21 protein-coding genes are annotated in these 24,633 nt (G+C 61.0%); 10 read left to right on the forward strand and 11 right to left on the reverse strand.

All coding sequences use genetic code 11. The features are described from left to right. Nucleotides 1-141 precede the first annotated feature (141 nt). From ACIOMR_RS10030 to ACIOMR_RS10075, 10 genes are all read right to left on the reverse strand, one after another. Entirely contained in the window at nt 142-1,539 is a 1,398-nt protein-coding gene (locus ACIOMR_RS10030; protein ID WP_003208015.1) for a sigma-54-dependent Fis family transcriptional regulator, read from the reverse strand. Beyond that, a complete protein-coding gene (locus ACIOMR_RS10035) occupies nt 1,536-3,107 on the reverse strand; it encodes an ABC transporter ATP-binding protein (RefSeq protein WP_087694187.1) in 1,572 nt (523 codons plus the stop codon). Before ACIOMR_RS10035 ends, ACIOMR_RS10030 begins: the two co-directional genes overlap by 4 nt. An 11-nt stretch (nt 3,108-3,118) precedes the next feature. Beyond that, complete coding sequence (locus ACIOMR_RS10040) at nt 3,119-4,141, reverse strand: ABC transporter permease (RefSeq protein WP_003208019.1); 1,023 nt, start codon at nt 4,139-4,141, stop codon at nt 3,119-3,121. Further along, on the reverse strand, nt 4,141-5,202 hold the full coding sequence (locus ACIOMR_RS10045; protein ID WP_003208021.1) for a microcin C ABC transporter permease YejB: 1,062 nt from the start codon (nt 5,200-5,202) through the stop codon (nt 4,141-4,143). The genes ACIOMR_RS10040 and ACIOMR_RS10045 overlap by 1 nt, the downstream gene beginning before the upstream one ends. Further along, on the reverse strand, nt 5,202-7,061 hold the full coding sequence (locus ACIOMR_RS10050; RefSeq protein ID WP_003208022.1) for an extracellular solute-binding protein: 1,860 nt from the start codon (nt 7,059-7,061) through the stop codon (nt 5,202-5,204). The genes ACIOMR_RS10045 and ACIOMR_RS10050 overlap by 1 nt, the downstream gene beginning before the upstream one ends. 140 nt (nt 7,062-7,201) lie before the next feature. Next, nucleotides 7,202-7,483 (reverse strand): peptidylprolyl isomerase, encoded by a 282-nt coding sequence (locus ACIOMR_RS10055; protein WP_003208024.1) that lies wholly within the window; start codon nt 7,481-7,483, stop codon nt 7,202-7,204. 87 nt (nt 7,484-7,570) lie between these two features. After that, nucleotides 7,571-8,488, reverse strand: a complete 918-nt coding sequence (locus ACIOMR_RS10060; RefSeq protein ID WP_401193799.1) for a response regulator transcription factor — start codon at nt 8,486-8,488, stop codon at nt 7,571-7,573. Next, the gene (locus tag ACIOMR_RS10065; protein ID WP_177123062.1) at nt 8,485-9,903 is read right to left on the reverse strand and encodes an aminotransferase; all 1,419 of its coding nucleotides are present in this window, start codon (nt 9,901-9,903) and stop codon (nt 8,485-8,487) included. The genes ACIOMR_RS10060 and ACIOMR_RS10065 overlap by 4 nt, the downstream gene beginning before the upstream one ends. 25 nt (nt 9,904-9,928) lie before the next feature. Then, nucleotides 9,929-11,029 carry a polyamine ABC transporter substrate-binding protein gene (locus tag ACIOMR_RS10070; RefSeq protein WP_401193804.1) on the reverse strand — a complete coding sequence of 367 codons (1,101 nt, stop codon included), beginning with the start codon at nt 11,027-11,029 and terminating at the stop codon, nt 9,929-9,931. Between the two features lie 104 nt (nt 11,030-11,133). Next, the gene (locus ACIOMR_RS10075; protein ID WP_177041632.1) at nt 11,134-11,628 is read right to left on the reverse strand and encodes a DUF1543 domain-containing protein; all 495 of its coding nucleotides are present in this window, start codon (nt 11,626-11,628) and stop codon (nt 11,134-11,136) included. A gap of 108 nt (nt 11,629-11,736) precedes the next feature. On the opposite strand from ACIOMR_RS10075, the gene ACIOMR_RS10080 reads away from it, so the two are divergent. Beyond that, nucleotides 11,737-12,558: an aldo/keto reductase gene (locus ACIOMR_RS10080; protein ID WP_178912506.1), complete on the forward strand. Its 822-nt coding sequence runs from the start codon at nt 11,737-11,739 to the stop codon at nt 12,556-12,558. A gap of 55 nt (nt 12,559-12,613) precedes the next feature. Here the strand turns inward: ACIOMR_RS10080 and ACIOMR_RS10085 are convergent, their stop codons facing one another. Then, nucleotides 12,614-13,129: an Hcp family type VI secretion system effector gene (locus tag ACIOMR_RS10085; RefSeq protein ID WP_003208034.1), complete on the reverse strand. Its 516-nt coding sequence runs from the start codon at nt 13,127-13,129 to the stop codon at nt 12,614-12,616. Nucleotides 13,130-13,605: 476 nt separating this feature from the next. Here ACIOMR_RS10085 and tssA point away from each other — a divergent pair, with 476 nt between their 5' ends. From tssA to ACIOMR_RS10130, 9 genes are read left to right on the forward strand one after another with little or no spacing between them, the layout of a single operon-like run. Further along, a complete protein-coding gene (gene tssA, locus ACIOMR_RS10090) occupies nt 13,606-15,159 on the forward strand; it encodes a type VI secretion system protein TssA (protein ID WP_178964786.1) in 1,554 nt (517 codons plus the stop codon). A gap of 32 nt (nt 15,160-15,191) precedes the next feature. Beyond that, entirely contained in the window at nt 15,192-15,689 is a 498-nt protein-coding gene (gene tssB, locus ACIOMR_RS10095) for a type VI secretion system contractile sheath small subunit (RefSeq protein ID WP_177008256.1), read from the forward strand. Nucleotides 15,690-15,717: 28 nt separating this feature from the next. Next, a complete protein-coding gene (gene tssC, locus ACIOMR_RS10100; RefSeq protein WP_178964787.1) occupies nt 15,718-17,193 on the forward strand; it encodes a type VI secretion system contractile sheath large subunit in 1,476 nt (491 codons plus the stop codon). Further along, the gene (gene tssE / locus ACIOMR_RS10105) at nt 17,190-17,615 is read left to right on the forward strand and encodes a type VI secretion system baseplate subunit TssE (RefSeq protein WP_178912508.1); all 426 of its coding nucleotides are present in this window, start codon (nt 17,190-17,192) and stop codon (nt 17,613-17,615) included. Before tssC ends, tssE begins: the two co-directional genes overlap by 4 nt. After that, on the forward strand, nt 17,605-19,380 hold the full coding sequence (tssF, locus tag ACIOMR_RS10110; protein ID WP_178964788.1) for a type VI secretion system baseplate subunit TssF: 1,776 nt from the start codon (nt 17,605-17,607) through the stop codon (nt 19,378-19,380). Before tssE ends, tssF begins: the two co-directional genes overlap by 11 nt. Beyond that, a complete protein-coding gene (gene tssG / locus ACIOMR_RS10115) occupies nt 19,344-20,351 on the forward strand; it encodes a type VI secretion system baseplate subunit TssG (protein ID WP_177019437.1) in 1,008 nt (335 codons plus the stop codon). Before tssF ends, tssG begins: the two co-directional genes overlap by 37 nt. A 12-nt stretch (nt 20,352-20,363) precedes the next feature. Further along, nucleotides 20,364-22,928, forward strand: a complete 2,565-nt coding sequence (gene tssH, locus ACIOMR_RS10120) for a type VI secretion system ATPase TssH (RefSeq protein ID WP_401193813.1) — start codon at nt 20,364-20,366, stop codon at nt 22,926-22,928. Next, nucleotides 22,928-24,460: a sigma-54 interaction domain-containing protein gene (locus ACIOMR_RS10125; protein ID WP_401193816.1), complete on the forward strand. Its 1,533-nt coding sequence runs from the start codon at nt 22,928-22,930 to the stop codon at nt 24,458-24,460. The genes tssH and ACIOMR_RS10125 overlap by 1 nt, the downstream gene beginning before the upstream one ends. Before the next feature lie 33 nt (nt 24,461-24,493). Beyond that, nucleotides 24,494-24,625 carry a hypothetical protein gene (locus ACIOMR_RS10130; protein WP_003208049.1) on the forward strand — a complete coding sequence of 44 codons (132 nt, stop codon included), beginning with the start codon at nt 24,494-24,496 and terminating at the stop codon, nt 24,623-24,625. Nucleotides 24,626-24,633: the final 8 nt, after the last annotated feature.

Consider the following 24,633-nt stretch of genomic DNA (forward strand, 5'->3'; position numbering starts at 1 on the left):
GTTGTTGGGGTGGGTGGTGTCTGCCCCCTGGTCTCAGCACCCACCCCCCCCCCCCCCCCCCCCCCCCCCCCCCCCCCCCCCCCCCCCCCCGCTCCCACATTGGATTTTCTCTGTATTTGGAATTGTGTCTCTTTTTGGAGACTAGGCGATGCCCAAGGCAACCATTTTCTTGTACAAGGTCGACCGACCCAGCCCCAGCCGCTTCGCCGCCTCCACCACATTCCCCTCACAGTGCTTCAACGCCGCCCCAATCACCTGCCGATCAAACCGCTCCCGGGCCGCGCTGAAACTCTCGCCCTCAACGGTCTCTACCGAACTCTGCTCAACCGGGCTGAATGTACCAATTGCTGCGCGAATTTCACTGGCGTCCAGCACCAGGTCATCACTCAACAGCGCCGCCCGCTCCAGCACATTGCGCAGCTCGCGGATATTCCCCGGCCACGCATGCTGCGCCAATAACGCCAAGGCCTCGCGGTCCAGCTCATGCTGGCTGCGCAACTCCTCCAGAATCGCCTCGCTCAACGCCGGCAAATCATCCAGCCGCGCGCGCAACGGCGGCACCTGGATCGGCAGCACATTCAGCCGGTAATACAGGTCCGCCCGAAACTCGCCGCGCTTGATTGCCGCTTCCAGGTCCATGGACGTGGCCGCAATCACCCGCACATCACTGTGGATCATCTCGTTGGAGCCCACCGGCTCGAACTCTTTCTCCTGCAACACCCGCAGCAATTTGCTTTGCAGTGGTAGCGGCATGTCGCCGATCTCATCCAGAAACAGCGTGCCGCCCTGGGCAATCTGCAACTTGCCGGGGCGGCCCTTGCGGTCGGCGCCGGTAAACGCGCCCGGTGCCGTGCCGAAGAATTCGGCTTCCAACAAATCATGGGGAATCGCCGCGCTGTTGATGCTCACAAAGGCTTTGTGCGCCCGAGGCGATGCACCATGAATCGCCTGGGCCAGCAGCTCCTTGCCGGTCCCGGTTTCCCCCAGCAGCAACACTGGCGACTCCGCGCTCGCACTGCGCCGCGCCCGACGTTTGACTTCCAGGCTGGCCGCGCTGGTGCCGATAAAGTGCGCGAAGTTGTATTTACTCTGCCGCGACCTCAGCAGCGACCGAGTGGAAGCCAGTTCCTGCTGCATGCTCAGGTAACGCTCGATCAGCGGCGACAGGTTGCGCAGCTCATCAAACAGCGCAAACCCGATGGCGCCGATCACCTTGCCGGCGTCGTCATGGATCGGCAGGCGCATCACCACCAGCGGGCCTTTGGGCGTGTCCTGGATATCCAGCAATATCGGCTGGTCGTTGCGCACCACCTGGCGCAACAGGCTGTTGGAAATCACCTGCTCGCAGGGTTGCCCGATGGCTTCGTCGGCGCTTTTCAGGCCGAAGCGCTTGGCGTAGCGCTCGTTCATCCAGACGATGTTCGCGTCACCGTCGACAATCACCGTGCCTTCGCTGGACTGCTCGATGATCTCGAACAGCGACTGGATCGCCAGGCCGCGAACGTATTGGTAATCCTTGAGGCTGCCAGTGGTGCTCATGGGTGCGCCGCCGCGAGGAGTTCCCGGGTGTAAGGGTGTTGAGGCGCGGCAAACACTTCATCGCTGGGCCCGCGTTCCACCACCTTGCCGTCCTTGATCACGATCATGTCGTGGGCCAGGGCCCGCACCACCGCCAGGTCATGGCTGATAAACAGGTACGTCAGGCCGTACTTTTCCTGCAGCTCAAGCAGCAGGGCGACCACCTGTTTCTGCACGGTACGGTCTAGTGCAGAAGTGGGTTCGTCCAGCAGGATCAGCGCCGGCTTGAGCACCAGCGCACGGGCGATGGCGATGCGCTGGCGCTGGCCGCCGGAGAATTCATGGGGGTAGCGATGGCGGCTGGCAGGGTCCAGGCCCACGTCTTCCAGCACGCGGATCACTTGGGCTTCGCGGTCCTTGAGGCTGCACGGGGCATGCACTTCCAGGCCTTCGCTGATGATCTGCGCCACCGACATCCGCGGGCTGAGGCTGCCGAACGGGTCCTGGAACACCACCTGCATCTGCTTGCGCCACGGCTGCATCTGTTTTTGCGTCAGGCCGTCGAGGGCCTCGCCCTGGAAGCGAATCGTGCCGCTGGAATCCAGCAGCCGCAGAATCGCCTGGCCCAGGGTGGATTTGCCCGAGCCGGACTCGCCGACAATCCCCAGTGTCTTGCCGCGCTGTACCTCCAGGCTGATGCCATCCACCGCTTGCAGGTACTGCTTGCGCCGGAACAGTCCGCCGCCCAGCGGGAACTGCACACTCAGGTTATCCACCTGCAACACCGTCTCCCGCGCCTCGTGATTCAAGACGATGCCTGCCGGTTCAGCATCCAGCAGCAGGCGGCTGTAAGGGTGCTGCGGGGCGCAGAACAGGGTTTCGCAATCCGCCTGTTCGACAATTTCCCCGGCCTTCATCACGCACACCCGCTGGGCAATGCTGCGCACCAGGTTGAGGTCGTGGCTGATCAGCAGCAGCGACATGCCCAGGCGTTGTTGCAGGGACTTGAGCAGCAGCAGGATCTTGCGCTGCACCGTCACATCCAGTGCAGTCGTCGGCTCATCGGCAATCAGCAGTTCCGGTTCACAGGCCAGGGCCATGGCGATCATCACCCGCTGGCGCTGGCCGCCGGAGAGTTGGTGGGGGTAGGCCTTGAGGCGTTCCCGGGGCTTCTGGATGCCCACCAGTTCGAGCAATTCAAGGATCCGCGCCTGGGCCTGTTTGCCGCCCAGGCCCTTGTGCAACAGCAGGGTTTCGCCGATCTGCTTCTCGATGCTGTGCAGCGGATTCAGGGACGTCATCGGCTCCTGGAAGATCATCGCAATCCGGTTGCCCCGCAGTTTTTGCAGGGTGGCGGGCGAGGCGCCGAGCAGTTCCTGGCCGCGATAGCGCACCGAGCCGGTGGTTTCGGTGCCGGCTTCGGGCAGCAGTTGCAGGATCGAATGGGCGGTCACCGATTTGCCCGAACCCGACTCGCCCACCAGCGCCAGGCACTCGCCGGGGCGCACGTCCAGGCACAGCTTGCGCACCACGGTCTGGCCGTTGAAGGCGACACTCAGGTCGCGAATCTCGATCAGGTTTTCAGTCATCTCAACGGCCTTCATGAGCGTGGGTCGAAGGCGTCACGCAACGCCTCGCCGATAAACACCAGCAACGACAGGATCAGCGCCAGGGTGAAAAACGCGGTCAGCCCCAGCCACGGCGCTTGCAGGTTCTGCTTGCCCTGGGCGATCAGCTCACCCAATGACGCGCTGCCGGCGGGCATGCCGAAACCGAGGAAATCCAGGGCGCTCAGGGTAGAAATCGCCCCGGTCAAAATGAACGGCAGGTAGCTCAGGGTCGCGGTCATCGCGTTCGGCAGGATATGCCGGCGGATGATCTTGCCGTCCCCCAGGCCCAACGCCCGCGCGGCCTTGACGTACTCCAGGTTGCGCCCCCGCAGGAACTCGGCGCGCACCACGTCCACCAGGGCCAGCCAGGAAAACAGCGCCATGATCCCCAGCAGCCACCAGAAATTCGGTTCGACAAAACCTGACAGGATGATCAACAGATACAGCACCGGCAGCCCGGACCACACTTCCAATATTCGTTGCCCGAGCAAGTCGACCCAGCCGCCGTAATATCCCTGCAACGCACCCGCCGCGATGCCGATGGCGGCGCTGATGGCGGTGAGAGCCAGGGCAAACAGGATCGACACCCGGGCACCGAAGATCACCCGCGCCAGCACGTCGCGGGATTGGTCATCGGTGCCCAGCCAGTTCACGCTGGAGGGCGGGCTGGGGGCAGGGCGGGTCAGCTCATAGTTGGGGGTGTCGTCGCTGAACGGGATTGGCGGGAACAGCATCCAGCCGCCGTCCTTCTTGATCAGGTTCTGCACGTATTCACTGCGGTAATCCGCCTGGAACGGCAGTTGCCCGCCGAACTCCTGCTCGGTGTAGCGCTTGAACACCGGGAAATACAGTTCGTTCTGGTAGCTGAGCACCAGGGGTTTGTCATTGGCGATCAACTCGCCGCCGAGGGTCAGGATAAACAGGCCGATAAACAGCCACAGCGACCACCAGCCGCGGCGGTTTTTCTTGAAGCGTTCAAAGCGCCGACGGGCCACGGGAGAGAGCTTGAGCATCAGGCGTTCCTCGCGGCGAAGTCGATACGCGGGTCCACCAGGGTGTAGCAGAGGTCACCGATGAGTTTTATCAAAAGGCCAAACAGCGTGAAGATAAACAATGAACCGAACACCACCGGATAATCCCGTGAAACCGCAGCTTCGTAGCTCATGCGACCGAGGCCGTCGAGGGAGAAGATCACCTCGATCAGCAGCGAACCGGCAAAGAACACCGCGATAAATGCCTGGGGAATTCCCGAGATCACCAACAGCATGGCGTTGCGGAACACATGCCCGTACAGCACCCGACGTTCACTCAAGCCTTTGGCCCGGGCGGTGACCACGTACTGGCGGGTGATTTCATTGAGGAACGAGTTTTTCGTGAGGATGGTCAAGGTGGCGAAGCCGCCGATCACCAGGGCGCTGACCGGCAGTACCAGGTGCCAGAAGTAATCGGCGATCTTGCCGACGGTGCTCAACTGGTCAAAGTTTTCCGAGACCAGCCCGCGCACCGGAAACCAGTTCAACGAAGTACCGCCGGCGAACACCACGATCAGGAACATCGCAAACAGAAACGCCGGCATCGCATACCCAATCACGATCGCGGTGCTGCTCCACACATCGAAACTGCTGCCATGGCGCACCGCCTTGCGAATCCCCAGCGGGATCGACACCAGGTAGGTGATCAAGGTGGCCCACAGGCCGAGGGAAATGGTCACCGGCATCTTTTCGAGGATCAGGTCGGTCACGCTTTTGCCACGGAAGAAACTGTTGCCGAAGTCCAGCTGGGCGTAGCTCTTGAGCATCAGCCACAGGCGTTCCGGCGCGGGCTTGTCGAAGCCGTATTGTTTTTCGATGTCCTTGATCAGTTTCGGGTCCAGGCCACGGCTGGCCCGTGAGCCGCTGCTGAGGCTTTCGGCAGACGAGCCGCCGACGCCACCGCCACCGATGCCTTGCAGGTGGGCGATGGCCTGTTCCACCGGCCCGCCGGGCGCGGCCTGCACGATAACGAAATTCACCAGCAGGATAATCACCAGGGTGGGAATGATCAGCAGCAAGCGCCGCACGATATAGGCAAACATCAGCGGGCTCCCGGGCGTTTGGTCAGTTCGGCTTTCATCTGCTCGTTAGTGAGCGGTGTGGGGCTGATTTCCCACCAGGTTTCCAGGGCCTCATCGGTCTTGGCTTCCACGGCCGGGCGGCCGAAGCGGTTCCACCACGCGGCGGAGGTGCCCGGCGGGTAGTAGTTGGGGATCCACAGGTAATTCCATTGCAGCACGCGGTCCAGGGCGTGGGCGTAACTGAGCATCAGCGACTGGGTATCAGCCTTGACCAGGCCGTTGATCAGGCTGTCGACGGCCGGGTCTTTCAGCACCATGTAGTTGTTGGCGCCGGTATCAAACGCGGCGGCCGAACCGAAGTAGTTGTACAGCTCCATCCCCGGCGAAGTGGTAACCGGGAAGCCGGTGACGATCATGTCGTAGTCCCGGGCCATCAGGCGGTTGACGTATTGCGAGGAGTCAATGCGGCGGATGTTGAGGGTGATGCCGATCTGCGCCAGGTTGCGCTTGTACGGCAACAACAGGCGCTCAAGGCCGTTCTGGGCGTTGAGGAAGGTGAACTCCAGCGGCTCGCCCTCGGCATTCACCAGCTTGTCACCGTCGGGCTTCCAGCCGGCCTGTTCCAGCAGGGCCAGGGCTTGCAGCTGCTTGTCGCGGATCATCCCGGTACCGTCGGTGGTGGGGGCCTTGAACACCTGGGTGAAGACTTCGTCGGGAATCTGCCCGCGCAAAGGTTCCAGAATCGCCAGTTCCTGGGCATCCGGCAGTTGGGTCGCCGCCAGCGGGCTGTTGGAGAAGAAGCTCTGCTGGCGGATGTACATGTTGCGCATCATCTGCCGGTTGGCCCACTCGAAGTCCCACAGCATGGCCAGGGCCTGGCGCACGCGGCGGTCCTTGAACATCGGTTTTTGCACGTTGAACACGTAGCCCTGGGCCGGCTGCGGTGCCTCCTTGGCCAGGTGCGCGCGTTGCAGGCGGCCATCATCGAGGGCCGGGCCGTTGTAGCCGATGGAGTAGCCGGTGGCGGAGAATTCGCGGTTGAAGTCGTAGGCACCGCCCCGCAGGACCTGGCGCGCGACTTCGGTGTCGCCGAAGTATTCCAGGCTCAGGTGATCGAAGTTGTACAGGCCGCGGCTGATGGGCAGGTCCTTGCCCCACCAGTTCGGGTCACGCTTGAACGTGATGGTGTTGCCGGCATCCACCTTGCTGATGGTGTAGGGGCCGCTGCCGAGGGGAATCTCGTAGCCGCCGCCGTCGGCGAAGTTGCGGGTCTTCCACCAATGCTCGGGGAACACCGGCAGGGTCGCGACATCCAGGGGCAGGGTGCGGTTTTCATTGCTTGCGAAATCGAAGCGCACCTGGCGCGGGCCTTCGACTTCGACGTGTTTGACGTCGGCGAACAGCGTGCGGTAGCGCAGGCTGCCCTGGGTCATCAGCAGGTCAAAGGAGTAACGCACGTCTTCGGCGGTGATCGGTTGGCCATCGGCGAAACGCGCCTTGGGGTTCAGGTAGAAACGCAGGGACAGACCGTCGTCTGACCGCTCCATCTTTTCCGCCACCAGGCCGTAGACCGTGTAGGGCTCGTCCAGCGAACGCAGGGCCAGGGGCGAATACAGCCAGCCATCGACCTGGCTGACCCCGATGCCTTTGTCGCCATAAGGCAGTACATGGTCGTAGCGCCCGATTTCGATCGCCGAACGCCGCAGGCTGCCGCCCTTGGGGGCATTGGGGTTGGCGTAGTCGAAATGGGTGAAGCCGGGTTGGTATTTGGCCGGCTCGCCGTACACGGTCAATGCCGATTGCGGCGCGGCGATCACGGCGGTGCTGGCCAGCAACAGGGCCAGGGTGGAGCAAAACAGGGTAGAAAAAGCGACTCGCATTATCAGCCTTGGGCGCCGGGTGAAGAGGTAAAGGGATTTGTACGCTATGCGCGTACGCCTCGCCAGTCATCACACTGTCACAGATGCACAACGGCCCACCAAAGGGTGGGCCGTTGTTTTAAACATTAGCGCGGACTGGATCAGTCCTGACGGCTGGTTACTTCCAGCAGGTGATAACCGAACTGGGTTTTCACTGGGCCTTGCACGGTGTTGACCGGGGCGCTGAATACGACGGTGTCGAATTCCTTGACCATTTGGCCCGGGCCGAACGAACCCAGGTCGCCGCCTTGACGGCTGGACGGGCAGGACGAGTTGGCTTTGGCAACTTCGGCGAAGTCGGCGCCGCCTTCGATTTGCGCTTTCAGTTCGTTGCACTTGTCTTCGGTGGCAACGAGGATGTGACGGGCGGTGGCTTTGGCCATGAGGGGTATCTCCTTGGGTAAAAATGCTGAGCGTACCGGATTCAGGTGGTTATTTCCTGGCAAAGTTCCCCTGGGTTGCCTGGACGGTCAGGATCGGGCCATTACGCCGCTGTGGGTCAGCCAATCGATAAACAGCGCAAACAGCTCCGCCTGGGAGTTGATTTCAAGCTTGGTATACAAATGCTTGCGGTGCATGCGCACGGTTTCCGGGGAAATGCCCAGCACCTGCGCGGTGGATTTCACCGAGTGCCCACGCAATATCAGATGGGCGATTTCCCGTTCGCGCACGGTCAATACGCCGCTGCCAAAATGCATGAACGCCGCTTCAATCTGCTGATGCACCTGGGTCTGGGTGAAGGCCTCGTCGCTGATCACCTTGCACAGCCCGCCCGTGGTGCCGAAGCGGCGTAGCAGTTCGCGCACGATGGGTTGGGCGGTTCGTTGCAGTGCCAGTTGTTCGTCGCTGAACTGGCCGGCACTCAGCCCCTGGAACATGCACAACGAAATCTTGCTGTTGGGGCACAGGTCGACGATGTAGTAGCTCTCCTGGGCGCCGCCGCTGCGCAGGTAGTAGGTTTTGTAGTACTCGCTGTTGAAGAAATCGTCCGGGGCGATCTGCGCCAGGTGGTAGAAACCTTCGGCCAGGCCCTTGTCTACCGCGAGGCAGAACGGGTCCAGCAGGTAGCCCCGGGAGAAGTAACGGTTGATGATCTCTTCGTAGTGCGGCCGGGGGATGCCTTGCTGGTAGAGCAAGTGTGGCGCCTGACCCTGGCGCTCCAGGCTGATCATCATCGATTCGATAGGGGTCAGCACACTGAGGGCGCAGGCCAGGTGTTCAAGGAATGACGCTTCGTCGACGCTGGCGAAGGCGTGGGCCAACGCACCATTCCAGGCGTCGAGCACCTGGAAGGACGGGGCAGGGCAGTGATCGGCATGCTCGTTCATGCCGGCCAGTCTACCCGCCGGCCAGGGCCCCGGCAAAAGCACCGGGGCGCCCAGGCTCATCGGCCTTGATACTCGCCGCTCTGGCGCAGCTCTTCGGCGGTGTCGAGGATGCACTGGCGCAGGATTTCCACCACTTGATCCACCTGGGCATGGGTGATGATCAGCGGCGGCGACATCACATTCAGGTGGCCAATGGGCCGTACCAGCAAGCCTTTGGCCTGGGCCCGCAGGTGGATCTTCTCGCCGATGTTCACCGCGTCCGGCAGCAGCGCCTTGGTGTGTTTGTCGGCGACGAACTCAATGCAGGCCATCAGCCGCTGGCAGCGCACATCGCCCACCAGCGGCAGGCTGGCCAGGGTTTGCAGGCGCTGTTCGAGGTACACGCCGACGTCTTCGACATGGGCCAGCAGGTTCTCCCGCTCGATGATCTCGATGTTCTTCAGCGCCGCCACGCAACTCACCGGGTGGCCGCTGTAGGTGAAGCCGTGGGTAAAGCAGCGGCCCTTGCCCGGCTCGCCGATCACTTGCCAGATGCGATCCGAGAAAATACACGCGCCCAACGGCAGGTAGCCGGACGTCAGGCCCTTGGCGGTGGTGATGATGTCCGGTTGCATGTCGAACACTTCCTGGGAGGCGAAGAATTTTCCCAGCCGGCCGAAGGACGTCACCACTTCATCCGCCACGTAGAGCAGGTCATAACGTTGGCAGACTTCCCACATGCGCCGGTGGTAACCCTTGGGCGGAATGATCACGCCGCCCGAGCCCATGATCGGTTCGGCAAAGAACGCGGCCACTTTGTCGGCGCCGATGGTCAGGATCTTGTCTTCGAACTCATCCACCAGGAAATCGAGGAACTGCGCCTCGCTCATGCCCTGCGGCGCCCGGTAGTAATTGGGGCACGAAATGTGGTGGAACAAGTCGCTCATGAAATCGAATTCCGGCGCGCGGTCGGCGGCCTTGTTGCCGATGGACATCGTGAGGAACGTCGAGCCGTGATACGCACTGAAGCGCGAGATGATGTGTTTCTTCTCATGCTTGCCGCGACTGTTCTGATAGAACTGCACCAGACGATAGGCGGTATCGACAGCCGTGGAACCGCCGGTGGTCAGGAACACATGATCAAGATCGCCGGGAGCCAGGCTGGCAAGCTTGGCGCACAGTTCGATGGCGGTGACGTTGGCCATGTCGCAGAACGGGTTGGAATACGCCAGCTGGCGAACCTGGTTGGCGATGGCGTCTGCCATTTCCTCGCGGCCCAGACCAATATTCGTACACCACATGCCGCCGACCGCATCCAGGTAGCGGTTGCCGGCGGTGTCGTAGATGTAGGCGCCGTCACCTGCCGCGATATTCAGTGAGCCTTGTTCACGGTGTTCGTCGAACATATGAAAACCGTGCATGTAATGGGCCTTGTCGGCGGCGTCCAGTTGGTCGTGGTCGAACTGGGCGAAAAAGTCAGGATTTGGCAGGGTCATGGCGTTTACCTTCAATGGCTGGGTTTCACTTGCCGGTCTTCACGGCGTTCCAGGTACGGGTGATCAGGCGCACGGCAGCTTGGGACTGGCTTTTCTGGGTGAACAAGCGCTGCATCGTCGCCGGGTCCGGGTAGATGGCCGGGTTGTCGCGTATATCGGCATTTACGAAGGGCTTGGAGGCCAGGTTGCTGTTGGCGTAGTGAATGGTGTTGCTGACGCCGGCGATAACCTCGGGTTGCAGGAGGAACTCGATGAACTTGTGGGCATTCGCCACATGGGGTGCGTCGGCCGGGATGTAGAAGTTATCGAACCAGATCAGCGAGCCTTCCCTTGGGATGAAGTAACCCAGGTTGACCTTGGCCCCGGCTTCCGCCGCCCGGGCCTGGGACGTGGCGTAGTCGCCGGACCAGGTGGTGGCCATGCACAGCTCGCCATTGGCCAGGCCGTTGATAAAGCCGCTGGAGTCGAATTTGCGGATGTACGGGCGCACGGCCATCAGCACATCCTGAGCGGCCTTGAGGTCTTTGGGCGCCACGCTGTTGGGGTCCAGGCCGAGGTAGGTCAGGGCCAGCGGGATCATGTCGGTGGGGGAGTCGATGAAGGTGATGCCGCAGTCGGCAAAGCGCGAAATGATCTTGGGGTCGAAGATCATCGCCAGGGAACCAATGGGCGCATCCGGCATGCGTTCCTTGATCTTGTCGATGTTGTAGGTCACGCCATTGCTGCCCCAGGTGTAAGGCGCGGAATAGGTCACGCCCGGATCATGGGTTTCCAGGCTTTTCAGCACTTGCGGGTCGAGGTTGTTCCAGTCCGGCAGCAGCGCTTTGTTGAGGGGCTGGAAGGCCTTGGCCTTGATCAGCAGCGGTACCAGTGAAGCGTTGAGCACCACCAGGTCATAGCCCGAACGCCCGGAGAGCAGCTTGCCCTGCACGGTTTCGTAGGAGTCGTAGGTGTCGTAGATCACCTTGATGCCGGTGGCTTTCTCGAAGTCGGCGAGGGTGTGTTCCCCGATGTAATCGGCCCAGTTGTAGATGCGCAAGGTGTTGCCCGGGTCGTCAGCGGCCTGGCTGACGGACGTTGATGCAAGCAAGACAGCGCTGAACAGGGCGATAACGGCTTTATGCATGGCGAACCCACCTTGATGTTGTGCTTGTTGTCAGGCCGAGGGGCTGATCGCACTTTCAGGCAGGTGGCGGGTGGGGCGCCATACCCCGTTCGGGTAGGAGGCGGTCAGGGCAGTACGATGTAGTCGTTTCGCGTGATGACCGGGCGGTGTACGCCGCGTTCCAGGTGGATGTAGCGCCCGTCTGCCAGGTCGATGGGCAGGCAGTCGTCGATATCCAGTACGCCATCGGTGTGGGATTGCGTCCAGTGCGTGAGCATCTGCTGTTTGCCTTGGGCTGCCGCCTCCCTGGCCGTGCGCGCAACCACCAGCAGGTAGTGGTGTGCCTCGCCAAAGACGTTCGATTCATACCCGCCCAGGTTGATGAAGTACAGGCGCGGCGCCCCGGCGTTCGGCGCCAGGTGGCTGAGCTGGACTTTCCAACCGTCAACGCCATCCACCGTCATCCAGGAGTCGATATGCACACCTTTCTGGCTGCCGAACCAGCCCTCGCGCAGTTGCGGGTAGGCGGCTTCCAGGGTGTCGGCGACGGCGAACACCACATCATGCACTTCGATTTTCGCCCGGGGGTGCTTACCCCCCAACATGACCACAAACAGCATTGCAGGCCCTTTCTATGGCTGGGATGGAAAGGGCCACCTTCCTTCGATTGAACCCTTTTGTCCAGTCGGTGCCACACTGTTAATTCGCAAATTCATCAGGAGGTTGTCATGCGCACCATTGATCTGGCCGGCGTACCCGTCCCTGTCATCGGCCAGGGGACCTGGCGCATGGGCGAGGATCCCGGCAAGCGCAGCGCCGAAGTGGCCGCGTTGCAACTGGGTATCGATGAGGGCATGACCCTGATCGATACCGCTGAAATGTATGGCGAAGGCGGTGCCGAAGAAGTCGTCGGCGAGGCGATTCGCGGCAAGCGCGACCAGGTGTTCCTGGTCAGCAAGGTGTACCCGCACAATGCCAGCCACAAGGGCATTCCACGTGCATGTGAGGCCAGCCTCCAGCGCCTGGGCTCCGACTACATTGATCTGTATCTGTTGCATTGGCGTGGGCAATACCCCCTTGAAGAAACGGTAGAAGCCTTCGAGCGCTTGCGTGAGGCAGGCAAGATCGGTCGTTGGGGTGTGTCCAACTTTGATGTGGCAGACCTGCAGGAGCTGGCTTCCCCGGCCTGTGCCACCAATCAGGTGCTCTACAACATCGAGGAGCGCGGCATCGAGTTCGACCTGCTGCCATGGTGGCAGCAACACAATTTACCCTTGATGGCCTACTGTCCCATCGCCCAGGGTGGCGAGCTGTTGGCCAGCCCGACCCTCAAGCAAATTGCCCGTCGCCACGAGGTCACACCCGCCCAGGTTTCCCTGGCCTGGGTCTTGCGCCAGGACGGTGTGATCGCGATTCCCAAGGCGGTTACGCCAGAGCATGTCCGGCTCAATGCCGCAGCGGCGAAGCTGGTGCTGGATGAGCACGACCTGGACGCGATTGACCGGGTTTTTGGGGCGCCGAAGCGCAAGCATCCGCTGGCGATGGTCTAGTGGCCGACAGAAACGGTGCCGTCCATGGCGATGCCGTTTCTGTTTCGGTGGCTGCTTAGCCGGCTACCGGGCTGCGCCAGTCATCAGAGCCAGAGGTACCGGAGACCTCATGGGTCCAGACGATTTTCCGGTAAGTGAAATACACATCCTCCAGGTGCGTGAAGTGTGCGTTGTTCGGGTCTTGGCAGTTGGGCATCCGTGATTGGATGTCCACCAGGATCGCGTCTTCCAACTCGATGGTGAAGTAGTGTTCCTGGGTTCCGGCTGAAGAGGTTCGGTACCACTCAAGGCGGCACTTGACCATTTCCCCGGAGGTCAATGCGCTGAACAGCAATGGCGACGATTTATCGAATACCTTGCTGATCATCAGGGGCTTGTGCACACGCTGGCCGGTGGGCTGGCCGGATTGCGGGTCACGGGGAATGATCACCTGATGCTGGAATGCTTCCACCAGGATCTGGTCTTCATGGCCTTCCTGGTAAATGTTGCCGACCGAGTCCTGGGTGAACGTGCCTGCCGTGATCAAGCCTTGCTTGGTGCCGGTGATGGATAGATACGCGGGTGTTGGCATGACGGTTTTCCTTGCCTGATAAATGAGGTCGTCCCGGCCGACGGACTTGCCGGCCGGGTAATGCTCGATATCAAGAAGCGTGCCGGAAAGTTCGAGCGTCAATGAAAGCAGGGGGTTAAGGTTTTATTGGTTTTAATTTTGAACGGCATTAAAGGTTTTAATTCGATTTAGTTGTATTTGTTTGCGCAGGGGTGTGCAGTTAGTTGCTCATGTTGATGGGCGTTGTTATTCGCAGAGTTCACCTCATTCATGATGATGCCTGGCGCCTTGGCTGCGCAAATTCTTGCGCGTCGGCGATTTTTCTATTCTTGTAGGAAACTCCTTAACTGCTATTTGGTGGCTTGAACAATGCTTTTTGCATGGATAAGGTTCGTGCTCTTCTCGTAGGGAAGGCAAACTTTAATCAATGTCCTGATGTGCGCTTGAATGGCCATTAGTTCACTGAACATGTTCAGGAAAGTAAAGTGCGGCCCATAATGGTTTACTCAGACAGGCTTTCCGATTATTACCTCGAACTTGCGCAGGCACCCAACTCGAAAACGAGTTATGCGGGGGCCGATATGCGTTTTTCGACCGAGTATGAGGCGCTTGAAACTGAACTGGGCAAGGCGCACTCCATTCACGGAAACAGTCAGCCTGACTGGCAATGGGTCGTGGAAAAAAGCGAGGCGCTGTTACGCCACCAGTCCAAGGACTTGCGGGTCGCTGTCTGGTTGACCTGGGCCTTGCATCAGCGCGAGTCCTTCCCCGGGCTACTCGCAGGCCTCGGATTGCTGCGCTACCTCTGTGAGCATCATTGGGCGGTCGTTTATCCGGGCAAGCTGCGTACCCGCAGTGCCGCCTTTGGCTGGCTGCTCCCGCGCCTCGAGCAGGTGCTTGCACAACCTGTTTCGCTCAAGGATCAGCGGCCCTTGTTCCACTGCATGCTCGAACACCTGGCGCGGCTGGACGAGTTGTGGACCGAACACCTTCTCGAAGATGCGCCACTGTTACTGCCGGTTCGCAGGCAGCTGTCGGACCGATTGCAACAGTCCACCGAAAGCGAACCTCCAGCAGGCGGTAGCACAGGGGTGATCGCCCATATCAGGCAGGTCGCGACTCAGTTGATGGCGCCCGAGCCCATTGTGGAAAACGAAAAGGACGCCCACAAGCTGCTGCGCACGCTGCAGGAACATGCCCGGCCCTTGTCGGCCTGGTGGCAGCGCCAGAATGCCGCTGACCTGCGCGCACTGCGTCTGAACCGAACGTTGACCTGGCTGACGATCACCAGTCTTCCGGACTGTGACAGCGAACAGGTAACGCCTTTGCGCGGGCCGGCGCCCGACAAGCTCAAGCGGTACCAGGAGCGCTTTGCCCAAGGGCAGCATACCGACCTGCTGCTGGAGCTTGAGGGCAGCCTGGCCGGAGCACCTTTCTGGTTCGACGGCTTGTACCGGGTGTGGGAGTGCCTGCAGGCACTCCAGGCCGACCTGGCCATGACCGAGCTGGAAGTGCACTTCGCGCTGTTGCTCCAGCGCTTGCCGGGGCTTGCACAGCTGCGCTTCCACGACGGAACACCCTTCGCCGACGACGTCACCCGTGGCTGGATCAACACCCAGGTTGCCCGCCATTTGCAAGCCCCGGTTCCACTCAGGTCGGCACCTGATGCCCCGGCTGCGCCTTGGGACAAAGCGTTGCACGACGTCATGCCCGTGCTGCGCAAGGACGGGTTCAAGGTGGCTGTGCGGTCCCTCAAGCAGGGCATGCAAACCGCAACAGGTGATCGTGCCCGGTTTCATTGGCGGCTTGGCCTGGCCAGGTTGTGTTTGCTGGCAGGCAAGCATGACCTGGCCAAAGTCCAGCTCGATCACCTGGACCACGAGCTGCAGCACTCAGGCCTGCAGCGCTGGGAGCCCGAGTTGGCGGTTGAAGTGCTGCAGCTCTTGCATGGCTGCTGTGACGTATTGCCCCAGAGCCATTCCGTGCGTGAGCGCAAGGAAGATGTCCATCGCAGGCTGTGCCACTTCGATCTCGAAGCGGTACTTGAATAGGCTTTCGAGCCCCCCGAAAAAGGAGAAACACCATGGCGAAAGAAGGTTCGGTAGCCCCCAGGGAACGCATCAATATCACGTTCAAACCCGCCGTCGGCACTGCGCAGGAAGAGGTCGAGCTGCCGTTGAAATTGCTGGTGCTTGGTGACTTCACCCAGCGTGAAGACCTGCGCAAGCTCGAAGACCGCAAGCCCGTCGGCATCGACAAGAACAGCCTCGACGAGGTGCTGGCCAAGCAGGCCTTGGGCCTGGCCTTGAGCGTCCCCAACCGGCTGCAGGATTCAGCCGAACCTGATGAGTTGGCGATCCGGGTCAGGATCAATTCGATGAAGGACTTCAATCCTGCACAGCTGGTTGAGCAGATACCCGAGCTGAAAACGCTCATGGACCTGCGCGATGCACTTGTGGCGCTCAAGGGGCCGCTGGGCAACACGCCGAGCTTTCGAAAGGCCATTGAAAATGCCCTCGCCGATGACGATTCGCGCAAGCGGGTATTGGCTGAATTGGGGCTGGACAGCTCCGCCGTATGACTCTCTCAGTTAAAAGGACACTGACACCATGACTACCAGCCAAAGCCCGTTGCATGCGCCCATCACGGATGAGTACAGCATTCTCGACAACATCATTGCCCAGACCCGCCTCAACGCCGACGACGAGGCCTACAGCATTGCAAAGCGTGGAGTCTCGGCATTTATCGAGGAGCTGATCAAGCCGCAAAACAAGGGCGAGCCGGTCAAGAAGCGCCTGGTTGACCGGATGATTGCCGAGATTGACGCAAGGCTCAGCCAGCAAATGGATGAAATCCTGCACCATCCCGACTTCCAGGCACTGGAGTCTTCCTGGCGTGGCCTGCAGTTGCTGGTTGATCGCACCAATTTTCGTGAAAACATCAAGATCGAACTGCTCAGCGTCTCCCGCCAGGACCTGCTGGATGACTTCGAGGACTCACCGGAGGTGACTCAGTCCGGACTCTACAAGCACATCTACAGTGCCGAATACGGTCAGTTCGGCGGCCAGCCCGTAGGGGCAATCATCGCCAATTATTTCCTTTCCCCCAGTGCTCCCGATGTCAGGCTGATGCAGTACGTTTCCAGCGTGGCCTGCATGGCTCATGCACCGTTCATTGCGGCGGCCGGCCCTGGCTTCTTCGGCCTGGAGAGCTTTACCGGCCTGCCTGACCTCAAGGACCTGAAGGACCATTTTGAAGGGCCGCAGTTTGCCAAATGGCAGAGTTTTCGCCAGAGCGAAGATGCCCGCTACATCGGCCTCACCGTACCGCGCTTTCTATTGCGTACGCCGTACGATCCCGTTGATTGCCCGGTCAAGACGTTCGCCTACCAGGAACATGTGGCCAGCAGCCACGAACACTATCTGTGGGGTAATACGGCGTTTGCCTTTGCTACCCGCTTGACGGACAGTTTCGCCCGTTATCGCTGGTGCCCGAACATTATCGGCCCGCAGAGTGGTGGTGCAGTGGAGGACTTGCCGCTGCATCACTTTCACAGCATGGGCGAGATCGAAACCAAGATTCCTACCGAGGTGCTGGTATCCGACCGACGCGAATACGAGCTGGCGCAAGAGGGCTTCATTGCCCTGACCATGCGCAAGGGCAGTGACAATGCAGCGTTCTTTTCCGCCAGTTCGGTGCAAAAACCCAAGTCTTTTGGAATCAGTGCCGAAGGCAAGGCTGCCGAGCTGAATTACCGGCTCGGTACCCAATTGCCGTACATGATGATCGTCAATCGCCTGGCCCACTATCTCAAGGTGCTGCAGCGTGAACAGCTGGGGTCGTGGAAGGAGCGCACCGACCTTGAGCTGGAACTCAACAAATGGATTCGCCAATACGTAGCCGACCAGGACAACCCCAGCACCGAAGTGCGTGGACGGCGCCCGCTTCGGGCTGCGCGCATTGTTGTCAGTGATGTCGACGGGGAGCCCGGCTGGTATCGCGTCAACCTGAGCGTTCGCCCGCACTTCAAGTACATGGGGGCAGACTTCACTCTGTCGCTCGTCGGCAAGCTCGATAAAGAATGAGCCGCCGCCACGTGATTAGCCAGAACCGCAGCCTTTTCGAGCGCCTGGAGTCCGGCGTAGGGCGCAGCCCGCAAGGTTGCGTCGTGGAATCCGTGGCGGGTCATCTGGCGAAAATGCTCAGCACCCGTGCGGGCAGTGTCCAGACGCTACCTGATTACGGGTTACCTGATCTGAATGACATGCGCCTCAGCCTGCATGACGCGTTGAGCCAGGCTCGGTTCCTGATTGAGCGCTTTATCCAGGCCTACGAACCCCGTCTGAAGGATGTCCGTGTCAAGGCATTGCCACAGGACCGTGACCCGATGGTGCTGGCTTTTTCCATCGAGGGGGCCATGGAAGTCAATGGCATGACGCAAGCGGTCGCCTTTTGCGCCAGCCTGGCTCACGGCGCACGGGTCGAGGTCAAACCGAATGTCGTTTAACCGCTACTACCAGGGCGAGCTGAGCGCACTGCGACAGTTGGGGCGACGCTTCTGCGAGCGCAACCCGGCACTCGCGCCGTTTCTTGGGGACGCTGGCCAGGACCCGGACGTAGAACGGTTGCTTGAGGGTTTTGCATTCCTCACCGGTCGCCTGCGGCAGAAGCTTGATGATCAATTGCCGGAGTTGAGTCACTCGTTGATGCATCTGCTGTGGCCCAACTATATGCGGCCGCTGCCGTCGTTCAGCATGCTGCAGTTTGATCCGCTCAAGCGCACAGGGCCGGCCATCAGGGTCGAGCGGGATACACCGGTGGAAAGCATTGCGATCGACGGTGAATGCTGCCGTTTTCGTACCTGTTACCCGACGCAGGTCTTGCCGCTGCAACTGGCCGCCATGGAGTACTCGGTACAGGGCGAGGGCGCTTTGCTCTGCCTGCGTCTGGAGATGACGGCCGAGGGCAACTTCAGTGAGCTGGAACTGAACTGCCTGCGTTTGCATCTCGCGGGGGAGCAGCCCGTCAGCCAGGCGCTTTACCTGGGGCTTTTGCGTCACCTGGACGGGTTCGAGTTGCAGCCTTTCGGGCGCGACGGGCTGCCGGTCATCGGCGCCGACGGCAAGCCTGTTTCATTGCGTCTGTCCAGCAACGATATCAGTCCTGTGGGCTTTTCCGAGGATGAGGCACTGATCCCTTATCCGTTGAATACCTTTCGTGGCTATCGCCATTTGCAGGAGTACTTCGCCTTTCCCGACAAATACCTGTTTGTCGATGTGAGTGGCCTTGGCGCGCTGAGCAGGTTGCCTATTGACGTACTCAAGCAGGTACATGGCGTGACGTTACGCTTCGACATGCGTGGTCGCGGTATTGAGCGAATGGCGCCTACCCTGGACAACGTGAAGCTGTACTGCACGCCCATCGTCAATCTGTTCAAGCACGACGGCGTACCGATTCGCCTGGACGGCAAGCAGGACGAATACCTGTTGTTGCCTGGCGAATACGCCAGGGGGAACTGCGGTGTATTTTCCGTCGACAAGGTCACGGGATGGCGGCCGGGAGGCCTCGGGTACCAGGAATATGTTCCGTTCGAATCGTTTGAGCACGATTTTGGCAGCGCCGCGCCCAGCTATGGCGTTCGCCAGCGGCCATCCCTGCAACATGCCGGCCTGGATACCTGGCTGAGTTTCGACCGGTGTCCAGTGCATGAACAGGAAACCCTGTCGATTGAACTGACCTGCACCAACCACAACCTGCCATGCCTGCTGCAGGTGGGCGATATCAATCAGGCGTGCGAACAGACGCCCGAGTTTCTCTCGTTTCGCAACATCACCGCGGCAACCCCCAGCTTTGCGCCACCCCTGGACAGTGACTTCCTGTGGCGACTGATCAGCAATATGTCGCTCAACTATCTGTCATTGACCGATATCAACGCCTTGAGGGTGATCCTCGAAACCTACGACCTGCCGCGTTATCACGACCGCCAGGTGGAAAAGGTCAGCAGGCGAAGGCTGGGCGCCCTCCGTTCGATCAGTCACCAGCCCGTAGACCGGCTGCACCGAGGCCTGCCATTTCGCGGCTTACGGGTTGACCTCACCATCGATCCTGAAGGCTACCTGGGGGAGGGCGACGTGTTCGTCTTTGCCTCGGTGCTCAACGAGTTCTTCGCGCTTTACGCCAGCCTCAACTCGTACCACGAACTGCGAGTCATCAGCACACAAGGAGACGTGTACCTATGGCCACCCCGGATGGGCCAGCAGCCCCTGCTTTAACCGCACTGTCCCGAGTGATTCGCGAGTACTCGGTGTTTCAGGCGGTTGCGCAGATTATCGAGCGCCTGCGCGAGGCGCATCCCTCGCTGGACGAGGATGCGCTCTACGATCAATTGGAGTTCCAGGCCAACCCAGGCTTTGGCTTTCCCGGCAACGACATTGATCGTGTGGAGTTTTTTGTCGAGCACGGCCATTTGCGGGCACGGCTTCGCCTCAATGTGCTGGGCCTGTTTGGTACAGGGTCACCGCTGCCGGCGTTCTATGGCGAGCAAGCCTTTGCCGAGGTAGCGGGCGGTAATCCGACGCGGGAATTTCTTGATCTTTTTCACCATCGCCTGCACCGGCTGATAGTGCCGATCTGGCGAAAATATCGTTATCAGGCGAGTTTTCAAACGGGCGCCCGCGATCCCTTTTCCGAGCAGATGTTTGCATGGGTGGGCCTGGGTGGCAGCGCGATTCGCAGCGCGGCTCAACTGAACTGGAAACGCCTGTTGCCCTACCTGGGGCTGCTGAGCCTGCGCGTGCACTCCGCCGCGCTGATCGAGACCGTGCTGCGTTATTACTTCAAGCACAACCGGCTGGTCATCGAGCAGTGGGTCGAGCGCAGGGTAGTGATCGACCAGGAGCAGCGCAATGACCTTGGTCGCGCCTATAGCTCGTTGGGTTCGGACCTGGTGCTGGGGGAGTGCCTTATCGACCGCAGTGGCATGTTCAGGGTTCATGTATTGGCACTCGACTGGCAGCGTTTTCACGAGTTTTTGCCCACCGGGGCGGGTTACGAGCCGCTGTGTGCGCTGGTGCGTTTTGCCGCCCGGGACCCCTTGGAATACGACGTGCGACTGGTGTTGGCGGCGGGCGAGGTCCGGCCGTTGCACCTTGGCGAGCACAACGTCTGCCGCCTGGGCTGGACCAGTTGGCTGGGGCATGAGCGGGCAGACGGCGTGGTCATCCTGGCCAGTAAAAATCATTAGGGATTGATGGATATGATGAATGTGGATCTGCAACAACTTATCCAGGCATTGACGGCGTCCACACGGCGCGACCTGGAACGCAGCGCCGAGCGTTGTGTCACCCGGGGCGGCGGCGAGGTCCTGGTGGAAGACTTGCTGCTGACGCTCCTGGAGCATCCCGAGGGTGTTCTTATGCGAGCGCTGCAGGATGCGGGCGTGGATGCCGGGGAATTGCAGGCCGTGCTGCAACCTCGGGTCGACCAGAGCGCGTCCCGCAATCCGGTGTTTTCGCCCGCCCTGGTGCAATGGCTGCAGCAGGCGTTGCTGGTTGCCCATCTGGAGCTGGGCCGACGGGAAGTGGACCATGGCGCCTTGCTGCTCGCCTTGTTGCGCAACCCGATGCAGCACGCTGGCAGCCGTTACCAGGCGGTGATGAGCACGCTTGATGCACCGCGTGTGCTCGGATTTCTCTTGAGTGAAAACGCGCAGGCGGCTCCAGCTGAGGCGGGGAGTTCCTTGCTGGAGCGCTTTACCCATGACCTGACTCGCCAGGCCCGGGACGGGAAACTCGACCCCGTGCTCTGTCGCGATAACGAAGTCCGGCAAATGATCGATACGCTCGCGCGGCGGCGCAAGAACAACCCTATTCTGGTGGGCGAGGCGGGTGTCGGGAAAACCGCGATAGTCGAGGGCCTGGCCCTGCGGATCGTCAGCGCGCAAGTGCCAGAGGTGCTCAGGAAGGTGCGCCTGCTGACCCTGGACATGGGCCTGCTGCAAGCCGGTGCCAGTATCAAGGGTGAGTTCGAGCGCCGCCTCAAAGGCTTGATCGATGAGGTCAACGCCTCGCCGCAACCGGTCATCCTGTTCATCGATGAGGCCCATACCCTGGTCGGCGCAGGCGGCTCGGCCGGCAGCTCCGATGCCGCCAACCTGCTCAAGCCAGCGCTGGCACGAGGTGAGTTGCGTACCATCGCCGCGACGACCTGGTCGGAGTACAAGAAGTACTTCGAGAAAGACCCGGCGTTGGCGCGGCGTTTTCAGCCGGTGCAGGTGCACGAGCCGACGGTTGACGATGCCGTGACGATTTTGCGTGGGTTGGTCCCGGTGTATGAGGCCAGCCACGGAGTCTACGTGCGCGATGACGCCGTGGTCGCCGCCGCGCAGTTGAGTGCCCGCTACCTGGCCGGCCGCCAGTTGCCGGACAAGGCTGTGGACGTGCTGGACACCGCTTGTGCCCGGGTGCGGATCAGCCTGGTCACGGCGCCGGACGAACTGCAGCAGTTGCGCGCCGAACTGGCCGAGGGCACGCGCCAGCAACGTGCCGTGCGCAGGGATGCCGACGCGGGGTTGGCCATCGATGAACAGGTGCTGCAGCACCTCACCCGGAGACTGGATGAAGTAGAAGTTGCACAGTTCCAGCTTGAACAACGCTGGACCCACCAGCGCGAACTGGCCGAGAAGGTGCTCTCGCTGCGCCAGCAACTGGCCGACGCCGGTAACCTTGGCGAAAGCACTGAGGCTCTCGCTCCGCTCCTGGCCCAGAACCATCAGGCGTTGCAGGCCATACAGCACGAACAGCGATTGGTCAGCTTCGAAGTATGCCCACGGTTGGTGGCACAGGTTATCAGCGCCTGGACGGGTATTCCCCTGGAACAGCTTGCCCGCGAACACAGCGCGAAGGTCCTGAACTTTGCGGATGATCTGCGTGGTCGCATCCTCGGCCAGGAAGGTGCCGTGCAGGTCCTGGACCGTTGCCTGCGGGCTGTCGCGGCCGGCGTGAACAAGCCTGATGCCCCCGTGGGGGTATTTCTGTTGGTGGGCCCCAGTGGTGTCGGCAAAACTGAAACAGCCCACGCCCTGGCCGACCTGTTGTATGGCGGCGAGCGCTTTGTCACCACGATCAACATGTCTGAATACCAGGAGAAACACTCACTGTCCCGGCTGATCGGCGCACCACCGGGTTATGTCGGTTACGGGGAGGGCGGGGTGCTGACTGAGGCGGTGCGGCAAAAGCCCTATTCAGTGGTGCTGCTCGATGAGGTGGAAAAGGCCGATCCGGATGTCCTGAACCTGTTTTACCAGGTGTTCGACAAAGGGGTAGCCAATGATGGAGAAGGGCGTGAAATCGACTTTCGCAATACCCTGATCCTGATGACTTCCAACCTGGGCAGCGATCTTGTCACCGGGCTGTGCGCCGACAGTCAACGACCGGCTGTCGAAGTACTGCACGCCGCAATCCGGCCGGTACTGACAGCTCATTTCAAGCCGGCGCTGCTGGCCCGTATGCGAGTCGTGCCGTATTACCCGGTGGCAGGCGCGGTGCTGCACCAACTGATTGAACACAAACTTCAGCGCCTGGGCCAGCGTCTGCTTCAGCGCAAGCTCGCATTCAGTCACGCAGGGGATCTTGTCGCACACATGGCCGAGCACTGTAGCCACAGTGGGAGTGGCGCGCGGTTTGTCGACCAATGGATCGAGGAAAACCTGTTGCCGCAGGTGGTGGATCGCCTGCTGGGTGCGATGGCCGTTGGCAAGTCCCTGCAGTTCGTCCATGCCAGGCTGGATGCCAACGGCACCGTAATCTGTGAGTTCAGCTGATGGCGGACAATCCGTTTACCCAGTTGCCAAGCCCGCTGGACTACGCCGCTGCCTTGTTGGGATGGTTTACCCGGTTGGGCATCAATAGTGACGAATCGACATTGGCCGATGACTTTGCGGCAGGCGCCGCGCAATTGAGCGGCTGCGAGCTTGGCCAGTTGTACTTGCTCGACCAGGCCACCGGCCGCCTCGAACTGGCTGCCCAGTATTTGCCGGGCCTGTCGCCGCCAGGGGCGGTTGTGAGCTCGGGCGCGGATTTTCGGAACGAGCAACTGTTGCAGTACGTGCTGCAACAGAACCGGGTGTTTAACCTCACCGAGGCAGGCAGCAGTGTGTATGACACGGGGTTTCTGCCAGCGGGCGCGGCGTCCTGGCAATCACTCCTGTGCGTGCCGTTACCGGGGCCGAGCAAGCAGGTATCCGGGATGGTGTTGTGTGCCAGCCTGCGAGCGACGGAGCTGGCTGGCTACGGTGCGTCCCTGGGCCAATTGGGCAGTTTTGTCTTGAGCCAGTTGGCCCTGTTGCGGCGAATGCGCCGGGCTCCCGGTGCGTTGAAGGTGGTTCGCAGCACCCGCAGCACCAGCGCCTACGGCTTGATCGGAAACAGCACGGCCATGGACGAGACGTGCCGCCTGATCGGCAAGGTGGTGCATAGCCCCTACACCGTGCTGCTCCGGGGCGAGACCGGCACCGGTAAAGAGGTGGTCGCCCGGGTCATTCATGCTGCCGGCCCGCGCAGCAGCAAGGCATTTGTGGTGCAAAACTGCGCAGCGTTTCCCGAAGGCTTGCTCGAAAGTGAGTTGTTCGGTTACCGCAAAGGCGCGTTCACCGGGGCCGAAAGAGACCACGCCGGCCTGTTTGACACCGCCCACGGCGGCACGCTGCTGCTCGACGAAATCGGTGATATGCCGCTCTCACTGCAGGCCAAGTTGTTGCGGGTCCTGCAGGAGGGCGAGATTCGGCCGTTGGGTGCCAACACGTCCCACAAGGTCGACGTGCGAATCGTCGCGGCGACCCACCGGGACCTCACCAGCATGGTGGCTGAAGGAAGCTTTCGCGAGGACCTTTATTACCGGCTGGCGCAGTTTCCTATCGAGTTGCCGGCGCTGCGCCAGCGGGACGGGGACGTGCTGCAACTGGCCCGGCATTTCGCCGACAAGGCCTGTGCATTGTTGGGGCGAGCCACGGTGGGCTGGTCGAGTGCGGCCCTGGATCAACTGTCCAGCCACCACTTTCCCGGCAACGTTCGTGAGCTCAAATGCATGGTGGAGCGGGCGGTTCTGCTGTGCGACGACGAGGTGATCCTGCCTGCGCATTTATCGCTGCCATCAACCCTGTCCGCGCCCGCTGTCGACGCAACGCTGCGCCAGCGCATGGAGCGAGTCGAGCGGGTAGTGCTGATCGACTGCCTGCGCAAGAACCGTGGCAATCGAACCCGCACCGCCCGTGAACTGGGCCTCGCCCGGCGCACGTTGTTGTACCGCCTTGCACGCCTGGACATTCCGTTTGGCGAAGTCCAGGGAGAGTGCTGAATGGCACACCCTTTCAATTCCGGGAGATACCTGATGCCTGTTAGTCAGTGGCAAGCCCTGGTGCTTGTGTTGTTTTTGCTGAGTGGCTGTAACACCAATCATGTCTTTGACGACGATGACTACCGTCCGCTGGGTGATCCACGGTCCACCGGTCGTGGCCTGTGAGCGCGGAG

Origin of the sequence: Pseudomonas sp. NPDC087814 (assembly GCF_044742865.1) — a bacterium.
GTDB lineage: Bacteria > Pseudomonadota > Gammaproteobacteria > Pseudomonadales > Pseudomonadaceae > Aquipseudomonas.